The organism is Pseudocolwellia sp. G5-9 (assembly GCF_055808995.1).
Window position 1 is genome coordinate 1271844 of the sequence record NZ_CM147893.1, and the last position, 18221, is coordinate 1290064.

The following is an 18221-nucleotide window of genomic DNA, read 5'->3' on the forward strand; positions in this document are numbered from 1 at the left end:
CTTTTTAGAATGTGGCGGTGAGATAGAGATTTGAACTCTAGAAGGGCTACAAACCCTTGCCGGTTTTCAAGACCGGTGCTTTCGACCACTCAGCCATCTCACCTGAATGTAATAAAGCAAGTGCTTGCCTTAAGACGAGGCGAATATTAAAGTGTGGAAAATAACTTGTAAAGTATTTATTTACATTAAGTGTTTGTTTGCTGAGTAATTAGTCAGTTTGCTTTCTATTTATACGTTAAAAGAGAAATTATGCCTGAAAATATGAAGTGTCGTTGTCCTTGGTTAGATGTTACCAAACCTGATTATGTAAAATATCATGATGAAGAATGGGGTGTTCCTGTGGTTGACGACCAAACCTTGTTTGAATATTTAACTTTAGAATCAGCACAAGCGGGTTTAAGTTGGTACACCATTTTAGTTAGACGTGATGGTTATAAAGCGGCATTTAATCATTTTAATGTTGAAGAAGTGGCTCTGTTTGATGAAAACAAAGTTAACGAGCTTTTGCTTAACGATAAAATTATTCGCCACAGGGGTAAAATAGAAGCTACGATAAATAACGCTAAGTGTTTCATTTTAATTCAACAGGAGTTTGGTTCGTTTAGTGAATACTTATGGCGCTTTGTTAATAACCGCACCATTGTGAATAGCTGGCAAAATAAGAACGACTACCCTGCTACGACTCAAGAGTCTGACGCGCTAAGTAAAGACTTAAAGAAACGAGGATTTAAGTTTTTAGGTTCAACCACTTGTTATGCTTTTATGCAGGCGTGTGGCATGGTGAATGATCACAGTGTTGATTGTTACAAACGGACACAAATAATTAATGAATATCAACAAGGTTAGTCATAGCAATTTGAAAAAACCCGTGCCATAATATGTCACAATGGTTTATCGAAGATAAGTAGTAAAAATACTTGAACTTCATTAGTATGACCATATCTAAGAAGTATAACTACGTTTTTAAAGGAAAACAGTATGCAATCAAATATTAGTTTAAATGCAACTAAAAGCTCTGCAATTGAAATTAATAAAGTATTAAAAAATACTTATATGTTGTTATCAATGACATTAGCATTTAGTGCAGTAACTGCTGGTATCTCTATGTCTATGGGCTTACCTCATGGAGCTGCTTTAATCATGACATTAGTTGCTTTTGGTTTGTTATTTGTTGTTAACAAAAAAGCTGACCAAGCAAGTGGTATTTATTGGATTTTTGCTTTCACTGGTTTAATGGGAGCTTCTTTAGGCCCAATGCTTAACCACTACGCAGCTCTACCAGGCGGACCTTCTTTAATTATGCAAGCGTTAGGCGGAACAGCATTAATATTTTTCGCTTTATCAGGTTATGCATTAACAAGTAAGAAAGACTTCTCATTTATGGGTGGTTTTTTGATGGTTGGTCTTATCGTTGCTCTTGTAGCGGGTATTGCTAACATCTTCTTTCAAATTCCTGCGCTTTCTTTAGCTGTAAGTGCTGCTGTTATTATGATTATGTCTGGCTTAATTTTATTTGATACAAGCCGTATTATTCACGGTGGCGAAACTAACTACATTAGAGCTACAGTGTCTTTATACTTAAATATTTATAATATTTTTGTTCACCTACTTAGCCTTTTAGGTGTTTTTGGTGGTGATGATTAATAATCATTAATTTAAAGTGATTATCGGTTTATAATAAAAGCCTCGCAATGCGAGGCTTTTTTTTACTTTGTTATTTACGTTTAGCTTTTTAAACTCTTGGAATTATTCGTGCAAACTCTATCAGTTGTTATTACCACCCCGCCCTGTAGCTATTTAACGATTACAGCTATTGATTATATTAACCATGCAATTAAAGCCGGTGTTGATATTGTGGGTGTGTTTTTTTATCAAGACGGTGTGTTAAACGCGAGTGCGAATATAGCGATTGCGAACGACGAATATCAAACACATAAACATTGGCAAAAGTTAAATACAGAGCACGGTGTTAATTTACATGTGTGTATTACGGCTTGTGAAAAAAGAGGCTTAAGCGACGATATTGGCGATACGGTTAACACAGAGGTTACGCACAGTAATATTAGTCAATACTTTACGGTTTCTGGCCTTGGTGAGTTGGTTGAGTTAACGGCTAAGTCTGAAAAAATGGTGCAATTTTAATGTCTGAATCATGTAAAAAAATCGCTATTTTAAATGCGTCTTCAACCATTAATCAAGCCAGTAAAGAAGCGTTAGATGCGGCGTTAATTTATGGTTCGTACGAGCAATCGACTTCGTTATTTTTTCAAGGTGAAGGTGTAAGGCAACTAATAAGCAATCAACAACTTGAAACGGTTCACGTTAAAGATTATTTAAAAACAATGGCGGCATTAGAGTTTTACGACATTGAAAATATATATGCGTGTAAAGCATCACTGATTGAACGTGGTTTAGCTGAAGATTTTCATCTTGATAATGTGCAGGTTTTAAGTAGCGATGCATTTTCAGATAAGCTACATCAGCACAATGTTATTTTAAGGTTTTAGTATTTTTATATGACTATTTTACATTTACAAAGAACATCTGCTTTTGATAAAAACGATTTTGCACAATGTGTGTTATCTATTAAACCTGACGATGCTTTGGTGCTTATTGATGATGGTTGTTATAACGCAAGCCATTCATTGTTTATCAACTTTAAAAAACAAAACCCTACAGTTGCGGTATTTCATATACAAGAGCATGCGCAAGCAAGAGCCATTGAGATTAACCATGATCAATCAAGCCCAATAACTATAGCTAAATTGGTTGAATTGACTTCTCAATATAACTCAACAATAACGTGGCAGTAAGCCGTTTTATGTATAAATTAGTGATATAAAGATGACAACAGAATTAGAATACAACGGGCAAATTATTCCTACGGATAAGCACGGTTACTTAGTTGACTTTACACAGTGGACAGAAGAACTTGCACCTTTGTTAGCTCAAACAGACGATATAGAGTTAACCGAAGCGCATTGGGAAATAGTAAGATTTGTACGAGAATTTTATTTAACTTACAACACATCCCCTGCGATAAGAGCATTAACAAAAGCGTTGAAAACAAAGTTTGGGGAAGATAAGGCAAGTAGCCGTTATTTATTTAGATTATTTCCTGATGGGCCTGCGAAACAAGCAACAAAATATGCAGGGTTACCGAAACCTGCTCGCTGCTTATAGCGATTAATTATTGTAAGTTGGTTAATAGAAAAATGATTAAACACTAATGTTAACAATACTTCCTAATGCTTCAGTACTTGCCCCTGCAGGTTGTACAGCAACATTAGCAGACTGAATTAACCTAAGCGCCATTTGCCCTTCAATTTCAGCTTGGCTTTTTGCTAGCCCTGCGGTTTTAATTCCTTGTGCTGTGTCTGTTTGAGTCATTGCTGGATTGCTTGTGTTCATGGTGATAGACATAAATTAAGTCCTCTGTGTGTTTCAACAATAATAATAAATTTAACTCAGAATATAACTATAGTCTGTATTGATAAAAATGCTCAAAAAAAAGCAACATATTTTTCAATATGTTGCTTTTTGTTTTAAGTATCAAACTAAAGGTGTTTGTTATGCTTGTGGCAATGTAGGTATTTCAATGCCGGCCATTTCAAGCATTACCCTTACCACCTGACAGCTATAACCAAATTCGTTATCGTACCATACGTATAATACGGCTCTGTCACCATCAACAATTGTTGCTTGTGAGTCTACAACACCTGCATAGCGCGAACCCACTAAATCGGTTGATACAATTTCTGTGGATGCGGTGTAATCTACTTGGTTTTGTAAATCTGAATTTAATGAGATTTGTCTTAAATAGTCGTTTAAGTCTGACTTAGTTGTGCTTTCTTTTAAGTTTAAGTTCATTATCGCCATAGATACATTGGGTGTTGGTACTCGGATCGCATTACCAGTTAATAAGCCTGCAAGCTCTGGTAATGCTTTAGCTACCGCCTTTGCTGCGCCTGTTGTGCTAATAACCATGTTTAATGGTGCACTACGACCACGGCGAGGTGCCGGATGATAGTTATCAATTAAGTTTTGATCATTGGTGTATGAATGTACGGTTTCAACATGGCCGTTTTTAATACCAAACTTGTCGTTAAGTGCTTTTAACACTGGCGTAATAGCATTGGTAGTACAGCTAGCCGCTGACACTATAGTGTCTTCAGGTTTGATCATTTTGTGATTAACACCATAAACCACATTTTTAATATCGCCTTTAGCTGGAGCTGTTAATAATACTTTACTAACACCTTTCGATTTAAGATGTTGACCTAAACCTTCTTCGTCACTCCAAATACCAGTGTTATCTACAACTAACGCGTTATTAATACCATACTCAGTGTAGTCAATTTCTGAAGGTGATTTAGCGTAAATAACTTGAATAAAAGCACCATTCGCTTTAATTACGTTGTTTTCTTTATCAATAGTAATACTACCGTTAAAAGCACCGTGAACTGAATCTCGACGTAATAAACTCGCGCGTTTTTCAAGATCATCTGCTTTACCAGGGCGAATAACAATGGCTTTTAAATTTAATGTACTACTTGGCCCTGTTCTTTCAATAAGCAATCGTGCTAATAAACGCCCAATACGACCAAAACCATATAATACAACGTCTTGAGACATAGACTCTTGTGTTTTATTAGCAATGCTATTTAATTCTTTACTTAAAAATTCTTCTATAGTTAAGCCATTAGCCTCACCTTTAAATAAATAACGGTAAGCTAATTTACCTGCGTCAATACGTGCTGGTGCAAGAGGAAGCTTACTTAGTGCCTCTATAAAAGGATAGCTTTCTCTGAGTCTTAATTTCGTTTCTTCATGAAGAGCAACTGACTTATGTGCTTTAATAATATCAATAGCTGATGCATTTACTAACGGACGGCCATGAATGGTAATTTCAATGCCTTTATTTCTAAATAATTGACCGATAATAGGTTGCATATTTTCAGCAAGAGTTTGTCGTTCTTGCCAACTACTTTGATATTGTTCTTCAAGAATACTTGTCATTATTTAAACCTTTTTATTTCTGTTAATTTCGCAATAAGCTATGATTAATTATTATCTGATTGGTATAAGAAAATTCACGCATATTGTAATTGATCATAAAACCTTTCACCATAGGTTACATGCAATTACTTTATAGATTGCAGGAATATTAAGCATAATGAATAGAAAAAATAATTTAATGCACGTAATAACGATAAGTAGCTGTGTATTTATAGCAGCCTGTAATCAAGCGCCGAGCTTTGCAGATTTGTGTAATGAACACCCTAAAATATGCAATGAGTTTAAAGAAGACTCATGGTGTAAAAAAGAACGAATAACAATAGGTTTTGCTAATCTTGCACAACAAACAACGCCAAAAGATGAAAACCAATACAATCAACTTGTTGGTTACGAAAATTACGCTAAGTGCATGGAACACGCATCTAAAATAGAACATATTAAGTTTAAAGAAAAACAAAGCATGCGTATAAATAACCTGGTTGACGCAAAAAAAAGAATTAAAGAGATATCAGACGACACTAAAGATTCAAAGCACCCTAGCTTGCTGTATTACCATTGGACACGGCATTTAAATAAAGGAGCATTACAAACATTTTTAGCGTTAGAAAATACGCATCAACTTGAAACACCCAGCTTACAATTTAATTTAGCCACTTATTACGCCAAGAAAGATCAAAATAAAACGTTGAATTTGCTATATCACGCTTTAGAACTAACAAATGAAAATGATCCAATCAATACTGAAATTTTCAAGTCTATTGCGACAATTTTTGCCGATAAGAAAAAATATAAACAAGTTTATATTTGGTCTAAAATATTACAGACCCATGCACCTGATGATGAGTCTATAAAAGGAGTTAAGCTAGAAAAATACGCTAAAACGTTTAACTTAAAAAGTAGCTTTTTGGATAATGTAGCCTTAAAAACACTTGATACAATTTTGAAAGGCGAATTCAAAAAGCCATAATGTTGTAAAGAAACAACAAAAGTATTATTACAACATAGGTTACACTTTACTTGTGAACGTTAAGCTTAACGAGTTAACACAGTACCTTTGCCCTGTGGGTAGAGGTCCATCGTCAAATACATGACCTAAATGAGAGTCGCAAGCTGTACATGTTATTTCAATTCGTTTCATGTTTATTGAATTATCTGGCTTGTAACTTACATTACCTTCCACAGCTTTGTAAAAGCTTGGCCAACCGCAACCGGCATTAAATTTATGCTCAGATGAAAACAAAGGTTTATCGCAACAGGCGCAGAGGTATTGTCCTGCTTCCCAATGATCATTATATATTCCAGTAAAAGGTCTTTCTGTAGCAGCTAATCTACACACTTTATAAGCTTCTTCAGATAGCTTATTTTTATACTCTTCGTCTTTCATAGTATTTCCTATAATTTAGCTATAACTTAACTATATCAAAGTTCATCATACTTTCCCGTTAACTTTTAAAATAGAAAAATAAAACCATAAATTACACGTTATTTTGTTAAAAAAACATTAAATACATCCCTCAAATTTATGACGTAAATTAATAAAATGATCACATGTTTTTTCATCGAAAATGTAAGTTTTACTTGAATTTTTCTCAAAATGATGTAATTTTACTACATTATTGTTATTTAGGATTAGATTATGACTATTAGAGTAGGTATTAACGGTTTTGGCCGTATTGGCCGTTTCGTATTTAGAGCAGCAGCAGAAAGAAATGATATTGAAGTTGTTGGTATTAATGATTTGATTGATGTTGACTACATGGCTTACATGCTTAAATATGACTCAACTCATGGTCGTTTTAAAGGGACTGTTGAAGTAGAAGACGGTAACTTAGTAGTAAATGGTAATACTATTCGTGTTACTGCAGTGCGTAATCCTGAAGAGTTAAAGTGGAACGACATTGACGTTGACGTTGTTGTTGAGTCTACAGGTTTATTCTTAACAGATGAAACAGCTCGCAAACATATCACTGCTGGTGCGAAAAAAGTAATTTTATCTGCTCCTTCTAAAGATGACACGCCTATGTTTGTATCGGGTGTTAACTTTGATAAATACGAAGGCCAAGACATCGTTTCTAACGCGTCATGTACCACTAACTGCCTAGCACCTATCGCTAAAGTATTAAACGATAAATGGGGCATTGCTGACGGTTTAATGACTACAGTACATGCAACAACTGCTACACAAAAAACAGTTGATAGCCCTTCTGCTAAAGATTGGCGTGGTGGTCGTGGTGCTGGTCAAAACATCATTCCATCATCGACTGGTGCAGCAAAAGCTGTTGGTAAAGTAATTCCTGAGCTTAACGGCAAATTAACAGGTATGGCTTTCCGTGTTCCTACTCCTGATGTTTCAGTAGTAGATTTAACGGTTAACTTAAAAACTCCAGCAACTTATGCAGAAATCTGTTCAGCAATGAAAGAAGCTTCTGAAGGCGCATTAAAAGGTGTTTTAGGTTACACAGAAGATCAAGTTGTTTCTAACGACTTTGTTGGTGAAATCTGTACTTCAGTATTCGACGCTAAAGCGGGTATCGCATTAACTGATACGTTTGTTAAAGTAGTTTCATGGTACGACAATGAAATTGGTTACTCTAACAAAGTTCTTGATTTAGCAGCGCACGTAATTAACTACAACAAGTAGTTATTACAACTAAAGTTTTGCTATAACAGGCATTACCGCTAATAAATGAAATGAAGCCAAGCAATGCTTGGCTTTTTTGTATCTATTTTACAGACATAAATTTACAGACATAAAAAAACCAAGCATTGCTTGGTTTTTATCACTCTACATAAATATTATTTAACGTGAGCTAGTGCTTGGCCTGCTAAATCAGTAATTGCTGACCAGTTTTTATTAGCAATAATTTCGTCTGATACTAACCAAGAACCACCACAACAAGCAACATTAGGTAGCGCTAAATAATCACGTATGTTGTTAATGTTAATGCCACCAGTTGGACAGAATTTAATATCAGGGAATGGACCACCAATTGATTGCAATGCTTTAACACCACCAGATGCTTCAGCAGGGAAGAATTTAAGGTGATCGTAACCGTAGTCAATACCATCCATAAGTTCTGAAATAGATGAAATACCAGGGATTAAAGCAATATCACCTTCTTTACCTGCTTGTAATAAGTCTTTTGTTAAACCAGGACTTATTGCAAATTTTGCTCCCGCGTCTTGACACTGTTGTAGCATAGCTCTATTTGTTACTGTGCCAGCACCAACAACAGCTTCAGGTAGTTCTTTAGCAATAATGCTAATAACATCTAATGCTGCGGGGGTTCTTAAAGTAACTTCTAATACCTTAACATTTGCAGCAAGAAGAGCTTCTGCAATTGGTAAAGCGTCAGCTACATCTTTAATAACAAGTACTGGAACAATCGGTCCCATGGCAAAAAGATCTTTTGGCGATACTTGCCAATTATTTGATAACGTCATAATTTCTCTTTATACAGTTTTTAAGGTTAGTTTTTGGCAAATAAAAGCAGTTGCACCAAGTAGGCCAGGTTGTGGCTCGGTGATCACAAATGTTGGTATCGCTTGATTAAATGCTTCAAACCTACCCTTTGCTTCAAAACGGCTTCTAAAGTTACTATTTTTAATATATTCGATAAATCGAGGCACTATACCCCCAGCGATATAAACGCCACCGAAACTTGCTAAAGTTAACGACAAGTTACCAGCAAAGCTTCCTAATATTTCACAAAATTTATCTAATGTTTCTTTACACACTTCACATTCATTGTTGATTGCTTTTTGTGTAATATCTTTAGCTTCTAATGCTTCAGGTTCAAGCCCTTTGATAGACATTAGTGCTTGATAAATCTGTTGAATTCCTAATCCTGAAAGTACTTGCTCGTAAGAAACATGCTTGTACTTTTTAAGTAAAAAATTAAGAATTTTTATTTCTGTTTCATCAGTAGGAGCGAAGTCAACATGACCGCCCTCACCACCTAAACTCACCCATTGCCCATTTACGTTAACAACGTTAGCAACACCTAAACCTGTGCCGGGGCCGCAGATTGAAATAGGTTTACCTTGTACAACATCGCCTGTACCAAGTTGAACCTTTTGTTCGTTATTTAATAACGGAACAGCATGAGCAATTGCGGTGTAATCGTTAATGAAATACATGTGAGTTAAATTTAACGTTTCTTGAAGTTCTTTTTTAGAAAACTTCCACGGTAAATTTGTCATTGACATTAAATCATTATCAACGGGGCAAGCTATTGCAAAACAAGCATTAAGTTCAGCATTACTTGTATCAATTTCTGATAAGTAATCTTGAATAATTTCAGCTAAACCAGAAAATTGATTACATTGATATAACTTCAGGTTACTGATATTGCCTTCGATATCCGTGGTACCAATTCTTAAATTAGTACCTCCAATATCAGCAACTAAATTAATCGATGAACTCATTTTTAAACGTCCTGATCAAACAGTGAACAAGCTCCGGTATTAGCAGAACTTAATGATTTACGCATAAATCCAAATAGCTCACGACCTAAACCTTCATGATGACCATTCACTTGAAATTGCGCATTTTCACGTTTAGCCAGCTCTTCTTCGCTTACTAATAGTGTTAATTCACCAGTTTCACCGTTTAATAAAATCATATCGCCTGTTTGTACTTTAGCGATTAATCCACCGTCTAAAGCTTCTGGGCACAAATGAATTGCAGCAGGAACTTTACCTGAAGCGCCAGACATACGGCCATCAGTTAATAAAGCTACTTTAAAGCCTTTATCTTGTAATACACCTAAAGGAGGCGTTAATTTATGAAGCTCAGGCATTCCTCGAGCTTTAGGGCCTTGAAAACGAACAACAGCAACAAAATCTTTATCAAGCTCGCCTGATTGGAAAGCAGCATCAAGATCATTTTGATCTTCAAATACAACAGCAGGTGCTTTAACTATTTCACAACCCGGTCTTAAAGATGATGTTTTGATAACAGAAGTACCTAAGTTGCCTTTTAATACTTTTAAACCACCATCAGCTTTAAAGGGCTGAGCAACTGTAGCTATAACTTCTTTGTCGCTTGACTCAGTTGCGCCATCAACCCAAATTAACTCACCATCTTTTAATATAGGTTTTTGTGTATAACGTGTTAAACCACGTCCACAAATAGTTTCAACATCTTCATGTACTAGGCCGCCTTCAATAAGCTCTTTAAATAAAAGTGCCATACCACCTGATTGTTCAAAGTGGTTAATGTCTGCGTGTCCGTTAGGGTAAATACGAGTAATAAGCGGTACAGCATCTGAAATATCATTAAAATCTTGGAAATCAATGATAATACCCGCAGCACGAGCAAAAGCGATAATGTGCATAGTTAGGTTAGTAGAACCACCTGTAGCTGTTAACCCAACAATAGCGTTAACAATTGAACGTTCGTCAATCATTTCACCAATAGGCATGTAGTTGCCAGCTTGTTCGGTTAAACGAGTTACTTGACGTGCCGCAGCTTTGGTTAGCTCTTCACGTAACTGGGTATTTGGAGCAACAAATGAAGCACCTGGTAAATGTAATCCCATCACTTCAACAACAAGTTGATTTGAATTAGCAGTACCAAAAAAAGTACACGTTCCAGCACTATGATATGAAGCGGATTCAGCTTCTAGTAATTCTTCTTTACCTACTTCGCCTTTAGCAAATTTTTGGCGAACACGTACTTTTTCTTTATTGGGTATACCCGATGGCATAGGACCAGCAGGAACAAATACCGTGGGTAAGTGACCAAAAGTCATACTAGCGATCATTAAGCCTGGTACTATTTTATCGCAAATACCTAACATTAATGCGCCATCAAACATGTTGTGAGATAAACCAACAGCCGTAGCCATTGCTATAACGTCACGACTCATTAAGCTTAAGTCCATACCTGGTTGACCTTGTGTAACACCGTCACACATGGCAGGAACACCGCCAGCGAATTGTGCAACACCGCCAGTTTCAGAAACGGCAGCTTTAATAATATCAGGGTATGTTTGATAAGGTTGGTGCGCTGAAAGCATATCGTTATATGCTGAGATAATAGCAATATCTGAGTGATTCAAACCGCGTAATTTTTGCTTATCTTCTTTTCCACAAGCAGCAAAGCCATGGGCTAAATTACCACATGATAAACTCGCTCTGTGAACTGTAGTTGACTTGGCGGCTCTGATCTTTTTTAAATATGCACTTCTAGAGTTCTTACTTCGTTCTATTATGCGTTGAGTAATATCTACAATTTCTTTTTTCATGAACTATTCTGCCCAATATACTTGTGTAGTGACTTTTTGATCTTGTAAGAACGCTCTTATTGGCATTTCAAAAAAATCAGCTCCAGCATTAGCTTGCGCTAATACTGTTTTCTTACTTTCACCACACACATGTAAAATAATATTTTTACTTTGTATAAGATGAGAGAAAGTGAATGTAATACGATTATTAGGCGCTGTTTTAGGTACAACTTTCATTAGCGCATCAGTATTATTAAGTGATAAACCTTGCTCAATTTGATCACTACATGGAAATAATGATGCGGTGTGACCGTCTTCACCCATTCCTAGAATTAAAACATCTAGCGGTAATACACTTTCTTTAGCCGCAATATTTAGCTCTGTTAATGTGCTTTCAGATAACTGTTCTCCCTTTTTAATATGGAAGAATGTTGCAGCTTTTGCATTATTTTGTAATAAATTTTCATGTACTAAACGTGTATTACTTGCATCACTTTCAAAATCAACCCAACGCTCATCGGCCAAAGTAATCGTCACTTTATCCCAAGCTAAATCAATTTGTGATAAGGCTTTAAAAAAGCCCTTTGGTGTAGACCCACCTGATACAGCTAAACTCGCCTTACCTTTTTCCGCAATAGCTTTACTTAACTCATTAGCAACTTTAGTGGCCAATGCTTCATCTAATTCATTACGCGTATTAAAATCATTAACTTGTTGCATTATTCAACCCACTGTCTATCGTCACGAGCAATTAAAGAAATTGAAGATACCGGTCCCCAAGAACCTGCTGGATAAGGCTTAGGTGGTTCGTTACTTTCTTTCCATGCTTCAATAATACTGTCTGCCCATGTCCAAGCAGCTTCCACTTCGTCACGACTAACAAATAAAGATTGATTACCGTTAATAACTTCAAGCATTAAACGCTCATAGGCATCAACAACTCGTTCGTTTTTATAAGTATCTGAAAAACTTAAATCAAGTTTGTTTTCTTGAATGTGCATTTGTGATGCGATACCTGGAATTTTGTTCATCATTTGCAATTCAACACCTTCATCTGGCTGTAGACGAATAGTTAATTTATTTGCAGGCAACTCTGAATAGCTTTCTTTGAATATGTTATGTGGCTGCTCTTTAAAATGAACAACAATTTCACTGTGTTTAGCAGGCATTCTTTTACCAGTTCTTAAGTAGAACGGTACGCCAGCCCAACGCCAGTTATCTATTTCAACTTTAATAGCAACGAATGTTTCAGTGTTACTGTTTGCTTTAGCACCTTCTTCATTCAAATAACCAGGTACAGCGTTTCCATTTAAGAAACCATCAGCGTACTGACCACGAACTGTTTTGTCTTTAATGTTCATACGGTCAATAGGTACAAGTGCTTTAATTGCTTTTAACTTTTCAAGACGAATACTGTCAGCACTTAAATCAGCAGGAGGTTCCATTGCTAACAATGATAATATTTGTAGTAAATGGTTTTGGATCATATCACGCATTTGACCTGCGTCGTCGTAAAATCCCCAGCGCCCTTCTATACCTACACTTTCAGCAACAGTAATTTGTACATGATCAATACTGTTTCTGTCCCAGTTCGTTGTAAATAACGAATTAGCAAAACGTAATACAAGTAAATTAAGAACCGTTTCTTTACCGAGGTAATGATCAATACGATAAATTTGATTTTCTTTAAAGAAACGAGATACTTGATCATTAATAACTTTTGAAGATTCTAAACAATGACCAATAGGTTTTTCCATTACCACGCGATCTTTATCAGTAATTAGATTTGCAGCATATAAACCATCAGAAATGTCACCAAAAATAGCAGGAGCCGTTGAGAAATAGTAAACTCTTGTGTCATTAGCGCCTTTAAGTGTTTTTGCTAATTTATTAAACGAACTGGTTTCTTTAAAATCAAGTTGTTGATAAACCAAACGATTTAAGAAACGTTCTAAAACATCTTCATTAAGTCCTTCTTTAACAAACTTAGTAAGGTTTTCATTTACTAGACTAGCAAAGGCTTTTAAATCATGCTCTTGACGAGCAACACCTACAATACGACTTTCTGGGTTTAATAAGCCGGCACAATCTAATTGATACAATGCAGGTAATAATTTACGGCGAGATAAATCACCTAAAGCACCAAAAATAACGATTTCACTTGGTGCTTGGCTATCAAAATTATTCATATTATTACTTCTCTAATTCGTTTATTACTTATTAACCCTATTATAGCCCTAATTTAGCGTGTGCTAGCTCATCAGTAAAGAACTTTTTGTAATTTTATTACATTATCGAAAAACGACTTCCCCCCTTATCCTTGCACAATATTTTTACAAAAAAAGTTGAAGTTTCAATTAAATATTTGCCAATATTTAGCATTTTCTTTATATTAGTAATAATTATGAAATAAATTTTCATTTTTTCTGTTATCATTTAGAAAATAAATTACAGTTAGTTTATTAAAAATAAGATCTAGGGTTAGTAATTAATGAATATATTAGAAAAAATCGCCAATGAACTAGACACCTTTAGTAAGTCTGAACGCAAAGTCGCTGACGTTATACTTTCATCTCCTGGCACTGTGATACACGCAAGTATCGCAGCTTTAGCAAAACAAGCTAATATCAGTGAGCCTACTGTAAATAGATTTTGTCGTAGATTAGACACTAAGGGTTACCCTGATTTTAAATTACATTTAGCGCAAAGCCTCGCTAATGGTACACCCTATGTAAATAGACATGTTGATGAAAATGATTCGGCTGAAGAATACACAACCAAAATCTTTGAATCAACCATGGCTAACCTTGAACTTGCACGTAAAAGTTTAGACACATCAACCATTAATCGTTCTGTAGATATTCTCACTCAAGCTAATAAAATTTCATTTTTTGGTTTAGGTGCTTCAGCTGTTGTAGCACACGACGCATTAAATAAATTTTTTAGGTTTAATGTGCCTGTTGTTTATTTTGATGACATATTAATGCAACGTATGAGTGCTATAAATAGCCGACAAGGTGATGTTGTAGTAGTTATATCTCATACGGGACGCACTAAATCATTGGTTGAAGTGGCAAGTTTAGCCAAAGAAAATGATGCTACAGTTATTGGGATTACTTCTGCTGGCACTCCATTAGCTAAAGAATGTAACATCGTTTTATCTATCGATGATGCAGAAGATACTGATTTATATATGCCTATGGCGTCACGTATTGCTCAACTCACGTTGATTGATATATTAGCAACCGGTTTTACGTTAAGACGTGGCACTAAGTTTAGAGATAACCTTAAAAAAGTCAAAGACAGCTTAAGAAGCTCAAGATTTGATCGAAAAGAATAAAGATTTACCCTTACCAATTAATTTAATTTAAAAAAATTAAGGATTAAAATGCCTAGAAGAACGAAAATAGTTGCCACATTGGGTCCAGCAACTGAAAATAGAGAAGTATTAAAAAACGTTATAAAAGCGGGTGTTAATGTTGTAAGACTAAACTTTTCACACGGTACTGCTCAAGACCATATTGATCGTGCAAATACTGTACGTGAAATTTCTAAAGAACTAGGTGTATATGTTGGTATTTTAGGTGATTTACAAGGTCCTAAAATTCGCGTATCTACATTCAAAGATGGCCCAATCAAGCTAGCTGTTGGTGATAAATTTGAATTAAATGCTGAGTTAGGTAAAGGCGAAGGTACTCAAGAGAAAGTGGGTATCGACTACAAGAAATTACCCTTAGACGTAAACGTTGATGATATTTTATTACTCGATGACGGTCGTGTTCAGCTTAAAGTATTAAGTACTACAGATACACAAGTATTTACTGAAGTTACTGTTGGTGGCCCTTTATCAAATAATAAAGGTATTAACCGTCAAGGTGGTGGTTTAACAGCTCCAGCATTAACCGAAAAAGATAAAGCTGATATTTTAACTGCTGCTGAAATTGGTGTTGATTTCTTAGCTGTTTCTTTCCCACGTGATGCTGCTGATATGCGTTTAGCTCGTTCTCTTGCTGAAGCGGCTGGTTGTGATGCACTTTTAGTATCTAAAATTGAACGTGCCGAAGCAGTTAACGATGACCAAGTGTTAGATGATATTATTTTAGCATCTGATGTTGTTATGGTTGCTCGTGGTGATTTAGGTGTTGAAATTGGTGATGCTGCATTAGTAGGTAAACAAAAACATATTATTGCTAGAAGCCGTCAATTAAACAGAGCTGTAATTACTGCAACTCAAATGATGGAAACTATGATTGAACAGCCTATGCCGACTCGTGCGGAAGTTATGGATGTTTCAAATGCTGTATTAGATGGTACAGATGCAGTAATGCTTTCAGCTGAAACAGCAGCGGGTAAATACCCTGTAGAAACAGTTAAAGCAATGGCTGCTGTTTGTGTTGGTGCTGAAACTCATCGTTCTGTAAATAGTTCAAATCACCGCTTAGAGCTTAAGTTTACTGAAATTTCAGAAACTCTTGCTTTATCTGCTATGTATGCCGCTAACCATTTAGATGGCGTTAAAGCAATTATTGCCCTTACAGAGTCAGGACAAACAAGTAAAATAATGTCTCGTATTACTTCTGGCTTACCGATTTACTCTGTTTCAAGACACAGTAAAACGCTAACAAGATCGGCTATTTATCGTGGTGTTTACCCTGTACAGTTTGACTCTACTTCTTGTGGTAACGATACTTTGTCAACTGAAACTCTTAAAATGGTTATTGGTAAATCAGAATTAAAAGTGGGCGATAAAATAATATTTACTCACGGCGATTCAATGGAAACTGTTGGTGCAACAAATACACTTAAGATATTAACAGTAGAAGAAAAACACTTAGGTTAATTAATTATTTAACCTATTTAATAGATAATAAAAAAGGTAGCCTCTGAGCTACCTTTTTTATTATCTTTATTTCAAAAGTACTACAAATATACCCGATATAATCGATATATTCGTAATGTTTTGATCGCAAACCTTTTGTTAAATTATCAAAATTATGTAATAAATTACATTTTTGTAATCAATTACGAATTAACAATACTTTTTACTTTATCTTTATAACTTCGACTTACCTTCAACTCTTTGTCGTTACTCATTACAAGATAATATTCACCATTAAGCTGGCTACAAAATTTACTGATATAATTTTTGTTAACCATGGTTGAACGATGACTACGAATAAAAATTCTAGGATCTAAACTTTCTTCTAATTGCTTCATTGTTTGTCGAAGAATGTGGGTTTCCGTTGCTGTATGCACACACATGTAATCACCTGCGGCATCTATCCATAAAATATTTTTAACAGGTACTCTACTCACTTCCCCTGCATCTTTTATCGCAAGTACATCAGAGTAATGATTAAAATGAATCGGCTTGTTGTTTTCTATCGCTTCTAAAATATCTTGGCTTGTATTACCCGTAACATCGCTCACGAGTTGGGCTAGTTTTAATTTTTGTTCAGCGTTATCTTTATTAGCAATACGTTCTCTAATTTTTTCTAATGCATTTTCAATTCGCACATCGTCAGCAGGTTTTAATAAATAATCTTGGGCGTGTATTTCAAAAGCTTTTAATGCATATTCTTCAAATGCAGTAACAAAGACAACAATAGGCATAGATAAGTTTTGAACAATAATTTCATTAACAACTTCAAACCCATTTAAACCCGGCATTTTTATATCAATAAACATTAAATCTGGCTTATGTGTTTTAATCGCTTCAAGCGCCTCTCGGCCATTACTACAATCTTTGATAATATTGATGTCTTTATGTTCTGCTAGCCTAACCATTAACCCTTTTCTGGCGAGCGGTTCATCGTCTACAACAATAGTGGATAAAACTTGTGTCATATTTCAGCTTCAACTTGGAGAGGAATTCTTATACTTACTTTAACACCTTTTGGCATATTGTTGGACACAATAAGAGAATAATCATTGTCAAATAATGCCTGTAAGCGTTCACGTGTATTAACAAGCCCTATGCCGTTTTCACGATGTAGGTTGTTATTAATAATAACAGCACCGGGGCCATCATCAGATAATTCTATGAATAGGTATTGACCAATAGCTTTTACGGCAACAGAGATAGTACCACCTTCTTCCTGTACCGATATCGCATGTTTAATGGCATTTTCGGCTATAGGTTGTAAAATCATACTTGGTACAAGAGCATTATTGCAGTTTTCATCTATATCAAAAACAACCTGTAAACGCTCTTCAAATCTTACCTTCTCTATATCTAAATAAAGTGTAAGTACTTGAATTTCGCTTTCAAGTGTTACTTTTTTCATTGGATCTTTATCTAAAGTATAGCGTAAAAAATCACTTAATTTAGTCACCATCGCATTAGCGACAATATTGTCTTTCACTAATATTAATGTAGAAATAGCATTAAGGGTGTTAAATAAAAAATGAGGGTTCAATTGATATCTCAACATTTTAAGTTGAGCTTGATGAGCTTCCGTATTAGCTGTTAATACATTTTGTTTTTCGTTTTGAAGCATTTGATAATATTTAAGACCAAAATATAAAACACTCCAACTAATCACTATATAAAACGACCATAAACTGAATTTAGTATAATAAATCAAGTATTCAGGACGATAACCATGTTGGTATATTTCCCAATAATTTAAATTTTTAATTACCTGCCAAATTACACCCGTTACAAATGAAACAACAATAAGGCTTAACGCGATTTGAATAGGTTTGAAATTCCAAACGTATCTATATATATAACGTAACGGTACAGTTAACATCCAACCAGAATAGGCATTAAGAAAAACGATAACAATAAAAATATCACGTAAATCGTGTAGTAAAGACCCTAAATAATGAACCAAAGCAAAGCCAAACCAACCAATAGTATGCATTAGCCAAAATAGTTTATCTTTATCTCTTATTAGGCTTTTCCAATTCACGAAAAACATCTCTATTTTATTATATAATTTATTATGCGGCAGGATTAATGGCGCT

At 35.2% G+C, this 18221-nt stretch carries 20 protein-coding genes and 1 tRNA gene; 10 read left to right on the forward strand and 11 right to left on the reverse strand.

Going from position 1 to position 18221, the window contains the following annotated elements:
* Positions 1-12: 12 nt before the first annotated feature.
* Positions 13-103: transfer RNA gene (locus AC0L5Q_RS05510), tRNA-Ser, on the reverse strand.
* A 146-nt stretch (positions 104-249) separates the two neighbouring features.
* On the opposite strand from AC0L5Q_RS05510, the gene AC0L5Q_RS05515 reads away from it, so the two are divergent.
* The 6 genes from AC0L5Q_RS05515 (at position 250) to AC0L5Q_RS05540 (ending at position 3183) form a co-directional block, all read left to right on the forward strand.
* A complete protein-coding gene (locus AC0L5Q_RS05515; protein ID WP_473615331.1) occupies positions 250-846 on the forward strand; it encodes a DNA-3-methyladenine glycosylase I in 597 nt (198 codons plus the stop codon).
* Between the two features lie 132 nt (positions 847-978).
* Positions 979-1644: a Bax inhibitor-1/YccA family protein gene (locus AC0L5Q_RS05520; RefSeq protein ID WP_076417950.1), complete on the forward strand. Its 666-nt coding sequence runs from the start codon at positions 979-981 to the stop codon at positions 1642-1644.
* A gap of 108 nt (positions 1645-1752) precedes the next feature.
* The gene (gene tusD / locus AC0L5Q_RS05525) at positions 1753-2142 is read left to right on the forward strand and encodes a sulfurtransferase complex subunit TusD (RefSeq protein WP_473615337.1); all 390 of its coding nucleotides are present in this window, start codon (positions 1753-1755) and stop codon (positions 2140-2142) included.
* Positions 2142-2507, forward strand: coding sequence for a sulfurtransferase complex subunit TusC (gene tusC / locus AC0L5Q_RS05530; protein WP_473615340.1), 366 nt, complete (start codon positions 2142-2144; stop codon positions 2505-2507). The genes tusD and tusC overlap by 1 nt, the downstream gene beginning before the upstream one ends.
* 9 nt (positions 2508-2516) lie before the next feature.
* Positions 2517-2813, forward strand: a complete 297-nt coding sequence (gene tusB / locus AC0L5Q_RS05535; protein WP_473615345.1) for a sulfurtransferase complex subunit TusB — start codon at positions 2517-2519, stop codon at positions 2811-2813.
* A 31-nt stretch (positions 2814-2844) separates the two neighbouring features.
* Positions 2845-3183, forward strand: a complete 339-nt coding sequence (locus AC0L5Q_RS05540; protein WP_473615347.1) for a TusE/DsrC/DsvC family sulfur relay protein — start codon at positions 2845-2847, stop codon at positions 3181-3183.
* Between the two features lie 36 nt (positions 3184-3219).
* Here AC0L5Q_RS05540 and AC0L5Q_RS05545 read toward each other — a convergent pair whose 3' ends face one another.
* Positions 3220-3423 carry a hypothetical protein gene (locus AC0L5Q_RS05545; RefSeq protein WP_473615351.1) on the reverse strand — a complete coding sequence of 68 codons (204 nt, stop codon included), beginning with the start codon at positions 3421-3423 and terminating at the stop codon, positions 3220-3222.
* Positions 3424-3570: 147 nt separating this feature from the next.
* Positions 3571-5019 (reverse strand): glyceraldehyde-3-phosphate dehydrogenase, encoded by a 1449-nt coding sequence (locus tag AC0L5Q_RS05550; RefSeq protein WP_473615355.1) that lies wholly within the window; start codon positions 5017-5019, stop codon positions 3571-3573.
* A gap of 157 nt (positions 5020-5176) precedes the next feature.
* Here AC0L5Q_RS05550 and AC0L5Q_RS05555 point away from each other — a divergent pair, with 157 nt between their 5' ends.
* Positions 5177-5986, forward strand: a complete 810-nt coding sequence (locus AC0L5Q_RS05555) for a DUF2989 domain-containing protein (RefSeq protein WP_473615359.1) — start codon at positions 5177-5179, stop codon at positions 5984-5986.
* Positions 5987-6025: 39 nt separating this feature from the next.
* On the opposite strand, the gene msrB is transcribed toward AC0L5Q_RS05555, so the two are convergent.
* Positions 6026-6403, reverse strand: a complete 378-nt coding sequence (gene msrB, locus AC0L5Q_RS05560; RefSeq protein ID WP_473615362.1) for a peptide-methionine (R)-S-oxide reductase MsrB — start codon at positions 6401-6403, stop codon at positions 6026-6028.
* A gap of 252 nt (positions 6404-6655) precedes the next feature.
* Here msrB and gap point away from each other — a divergent pair, with 252 nt between their 5' ends.
* The gene (gene gap, locus AC0L5Q_RS05565; RefSeq protein ID WP_473615366.1) at positions 6656-7660 is read left to right on the forward strand and encodes a type I glyceraldehyde-3-phosphate dehydrogenase; all 1005 of its coding nucleotides are present in this window, start codon (positions 6656-6658) and stop codon (positions 7658-7660) included.
* Positions 7661-7815: 155 nt separating this feature from the next.
* Here gap and AC0L5Q_RS05570 read toward each other — a convergent pair whose 3' ends face one another.
* Genes AC0L5Q_RS05570 through zwf form a run of 5 tightly spaced genes read right to left on the reverse strand, consistent with a single transcriptional unit; the run spans position 7816 to position 13438 of the window.
* Entirely contained in the window at positions 7816-8463 is a 648-nt protein-coding gene (locus AC0L5Q_RS05570; protein WP_473615370.1) for a bifunctional 4-hydroxy-2-oxoglutarate aldolase/2-dehydro-3-deoxy-phosphogluconate aldolase, read from the reverse strand.
* Positions 8464-8472: 9 nt separating this feature from the next.
* Positions 8473-9447 carry a glucokinase gene (locus AC0L5Q_RS05575; RefSeq protein WP_473615372.1) on the reverse strand — a complete coding sequence of 325 codons (975 nt, stop codon included), beginning with the start codon at positions 9445-9447 and terminating at the stop codon, positions 8473-8475.
* 2 nt (positions 9448-9449) lie between these two features.
* Positions 9450-11270, reverse strand: coding sequence for a phosphogluconate dehydratase (edd, locus tag AC0L5Q_RS05580; RefSeq protein ID WP_473615375.1), 1821 nt, complete (start codon positions 11268-11270; stop codon positions 9450-9452).
* 3 nt (positions 11271-11273) lie between these two features.
* Complete coding sequence (gene pgl, locus AC0L5Q_RS05585) at positions 11274-11969, reverse strand: 6-phosphogluconolactonase (RefSeq protein WP_473615378.1); 696 nt, start codon at positions 11967-11969, stop codon at positions 11274-11276.
* Positions 11969-13438 (reverse strand): glucose-6-phosphate dehydrogenase, encoded by a 1470-nt coding sequence (zwf, locus tag AC0L5Q_RS05590; protein WP_473615381.1) that lies wholly within the window; start codon positions 13436-13438, stop codon positions 11969-11971. The genes pgl and zwf overlap by 1 nt, the downstream gene beginning before the upstream one ends.
* 302 nt (positions 13439-13740) lie before the next feature.
* Between zwf and AC0L5Q_RS05595 the strand changes: the two genes are divergently transcribed.
* Together AC0L5Q_RS05595 and pyk are read left to right on the forward strand one after the other, a co-directional pair.
* A complete protein-coding gene (locus AC0L5Q_RS05595; RefSeq protein ID WP_473615385.1) occupies positions 13741-14589 on the forward strand; it encodes a MurR/RpiR family transcriptional regulator in 849 nt (282 codons plus the stop codon).
* A 48-nt stretch (positions 14590-14637) separates the two neighbouring features.
* The gene (pyk, locus tag AC0L5Q_RS05600; RefSeq protein WP_473615389.1) at positions 14638-16089 is read left to right on the forward strand and encodes a pyruvate kinase; all 1452 of its coding nucleotides are present in this window, start codon (positions 14638-14640) and stop codon (positions 16087-16089) included.
* A gap of 182 nt (positions 16090-16271) precedes the next feature.
* On the opposite strand, the gene AC0L5Q_RS05605 is transcribed toward pyk, so the two are convergent.
* On the reverse strand, positions 16272-17096 hold the full coding sequence (locus tag AC0L5Q_RS05605; RefSeq protein WP_473615392.1) for a LytR/AlgR family response regulator transcription factor: 825 nt from the start codon (positions 17094-17096) through the stop codon (positions 16272-16274).
* Positions 17093-18175 (reverse strand): sensor histidine kinase, encoded by a 1083-nt coding sequence (locus AC0L5Q_RS05610; RefSeq protein ID WP_473615396.1) that lies wholly within the window; start codon positions 18173-18175, stop codon positions 17093-17095. The genes AC0L5Q_RS05605 and AC0L5Q_RS05610 overlap by 4 nt, the downstream gene beginning before the upstream one ends.
* Positions 18176-18221: the final 46 nt, after the last annotated feature.

What these genes read in the sequence shown, in the direction of transcription:
- AC0L5Q_RS05610 (WP_473615396.1), bottom strand. Translation starts at nt 18,175, where the DNA reads ATGTTTTTCGTGAATTGGAAAAGCCTAATAAGAGATAAAGATAAACTA.
- msrB (WP_473615362.1), bottom strand. Translation starts at nt 6,403, where the DNA reads ATGAAAGACGAAGAGTATAAAAATAAGCTATCTGAAGAAGCTTATAAA.
- AC0L5Q_RS05515 (WP_473615331.1), top strand. Translation starts at nt 250, where the DNA reads ATGCCTGAAAATATGAAGTGTCGTTGTCCTTGGTTAGATGTTACCAAA.
- AC0L5Q_RS05570 (WP_473615370.1), bottom strand. Translation starts at nt 8,463, where the DNA reads ATGACGTTATCAAATAATTGGCAAGTATCGCCAAAAGATCTTTTTGCC.
- tusC (WP_473615340.1), top strand. Translation starts at nt 2,142, where the DNA reads ATGTCTGAATCATGTAAAAAAATCGCTATTTTAAATGCGTCTTCAACC.
- AC0L5Q_RS05575 (WP_473615372.1), bottom strand. Translation starts at nt 9,447, where the DNA reads ATGAGTTCATCGATTAATTTAGTTGCTGATATTGGAGGTACTAATTTA.
- AC0L5Q_RS05595 (WP_473615385.1), top strand. Translation starts at nt 13,741, where the DNA reads ATGAATATATTAGAAAAAATCGCCAATGAACTAGACACCTTTAGTAAG.
- AC0L5Q_RS05605 (WP_473615392.1), bottom strand. Translation starts at nt 17,096, where the DNA reads ATGACACAAGTTTTATCCACTATTGTTGTAGACGATGAACCGCTCGCC.
- tusB (WP_473615345.1), top strand. Translation starts at nt 2,517, where the DNA reads ATGACTATTTTACATTTACAAAGAACATCTGCTTTTGATAAAAACGAT.
- AC0L5Q_RS05545 (WP_473615351.1), bottom strand. Translation starts at nt 3,423, where the DNA reads ATGTCTATCACCATGAACACAAGCAATCCAGCAATGACTCAAACAGAC.
- pgl (WP_473615378.1), bottom strand. Translation starts at nt 11,969, where the DNA reads ATGCAACAAGTTAATGATTTTAATACGCGTAATGAATTAGATGAAGCA.
- AC0L5Q_RS05540 (WP_473615347.1), top strand. Translation starts at nt 2,845, where the DNA reads ATGACAACAGAATTAGAATACAACGGGCAAATTATTCCTACGGATAAG.
- pyk (WP_473615389.1), top strand. Translation starts at nt 14,638, where the DNA reads ATGCCTAGAAGAACGAAAATAGTTGCCACATTGGGTCCAGCAACTGAA.
- gap (WP_473615366.1), top strand. Translation starts at nt 6,656, where the DNA reads ATGACTATTAGAGTAGGTATTAACGGTTTTGGCCGTATTGGCCGTTTC.
- zwf (WP_473615381.1), bottom strand. Translation starts at nt 13,438, where the DNA reads ATGAATAATTTTGATAGCCAAGCACCAAGTGAAATCGTTATTTTTGGT.
- AC0L5Q_RS05555 (WP_473615359.1), top strand. Translation starts at nt 5,177, where the DNA reads ATGAATAGAAAAAATAATTTAATGCACGTAATAACGATAAGTAGCTGT.
- AC0L5Q_RS05550 (WP_473615355.1), bottom strand. Translation starts at nt 5,019, where the DNA reads ATGACAAGTATTCTTGAAGAACAATATCAAAGTAGTTGGCAAGAACGA.
- AC0L5Q_RS05520 (WP_076417950.1), top strand. Translation starts at nt 979, where the DNA reads ATGCAATCAAATATTAGTTTAAATGCAACTAAAAGCTCTGCAATTGAA.
- edd (WP_473615375.1), bottom strand. Translation starts at nt 11,270, where the DNA reads ATGAAAAAAGAAATTGTAGATATTACTCAACGCATAATAGAACGAAGT.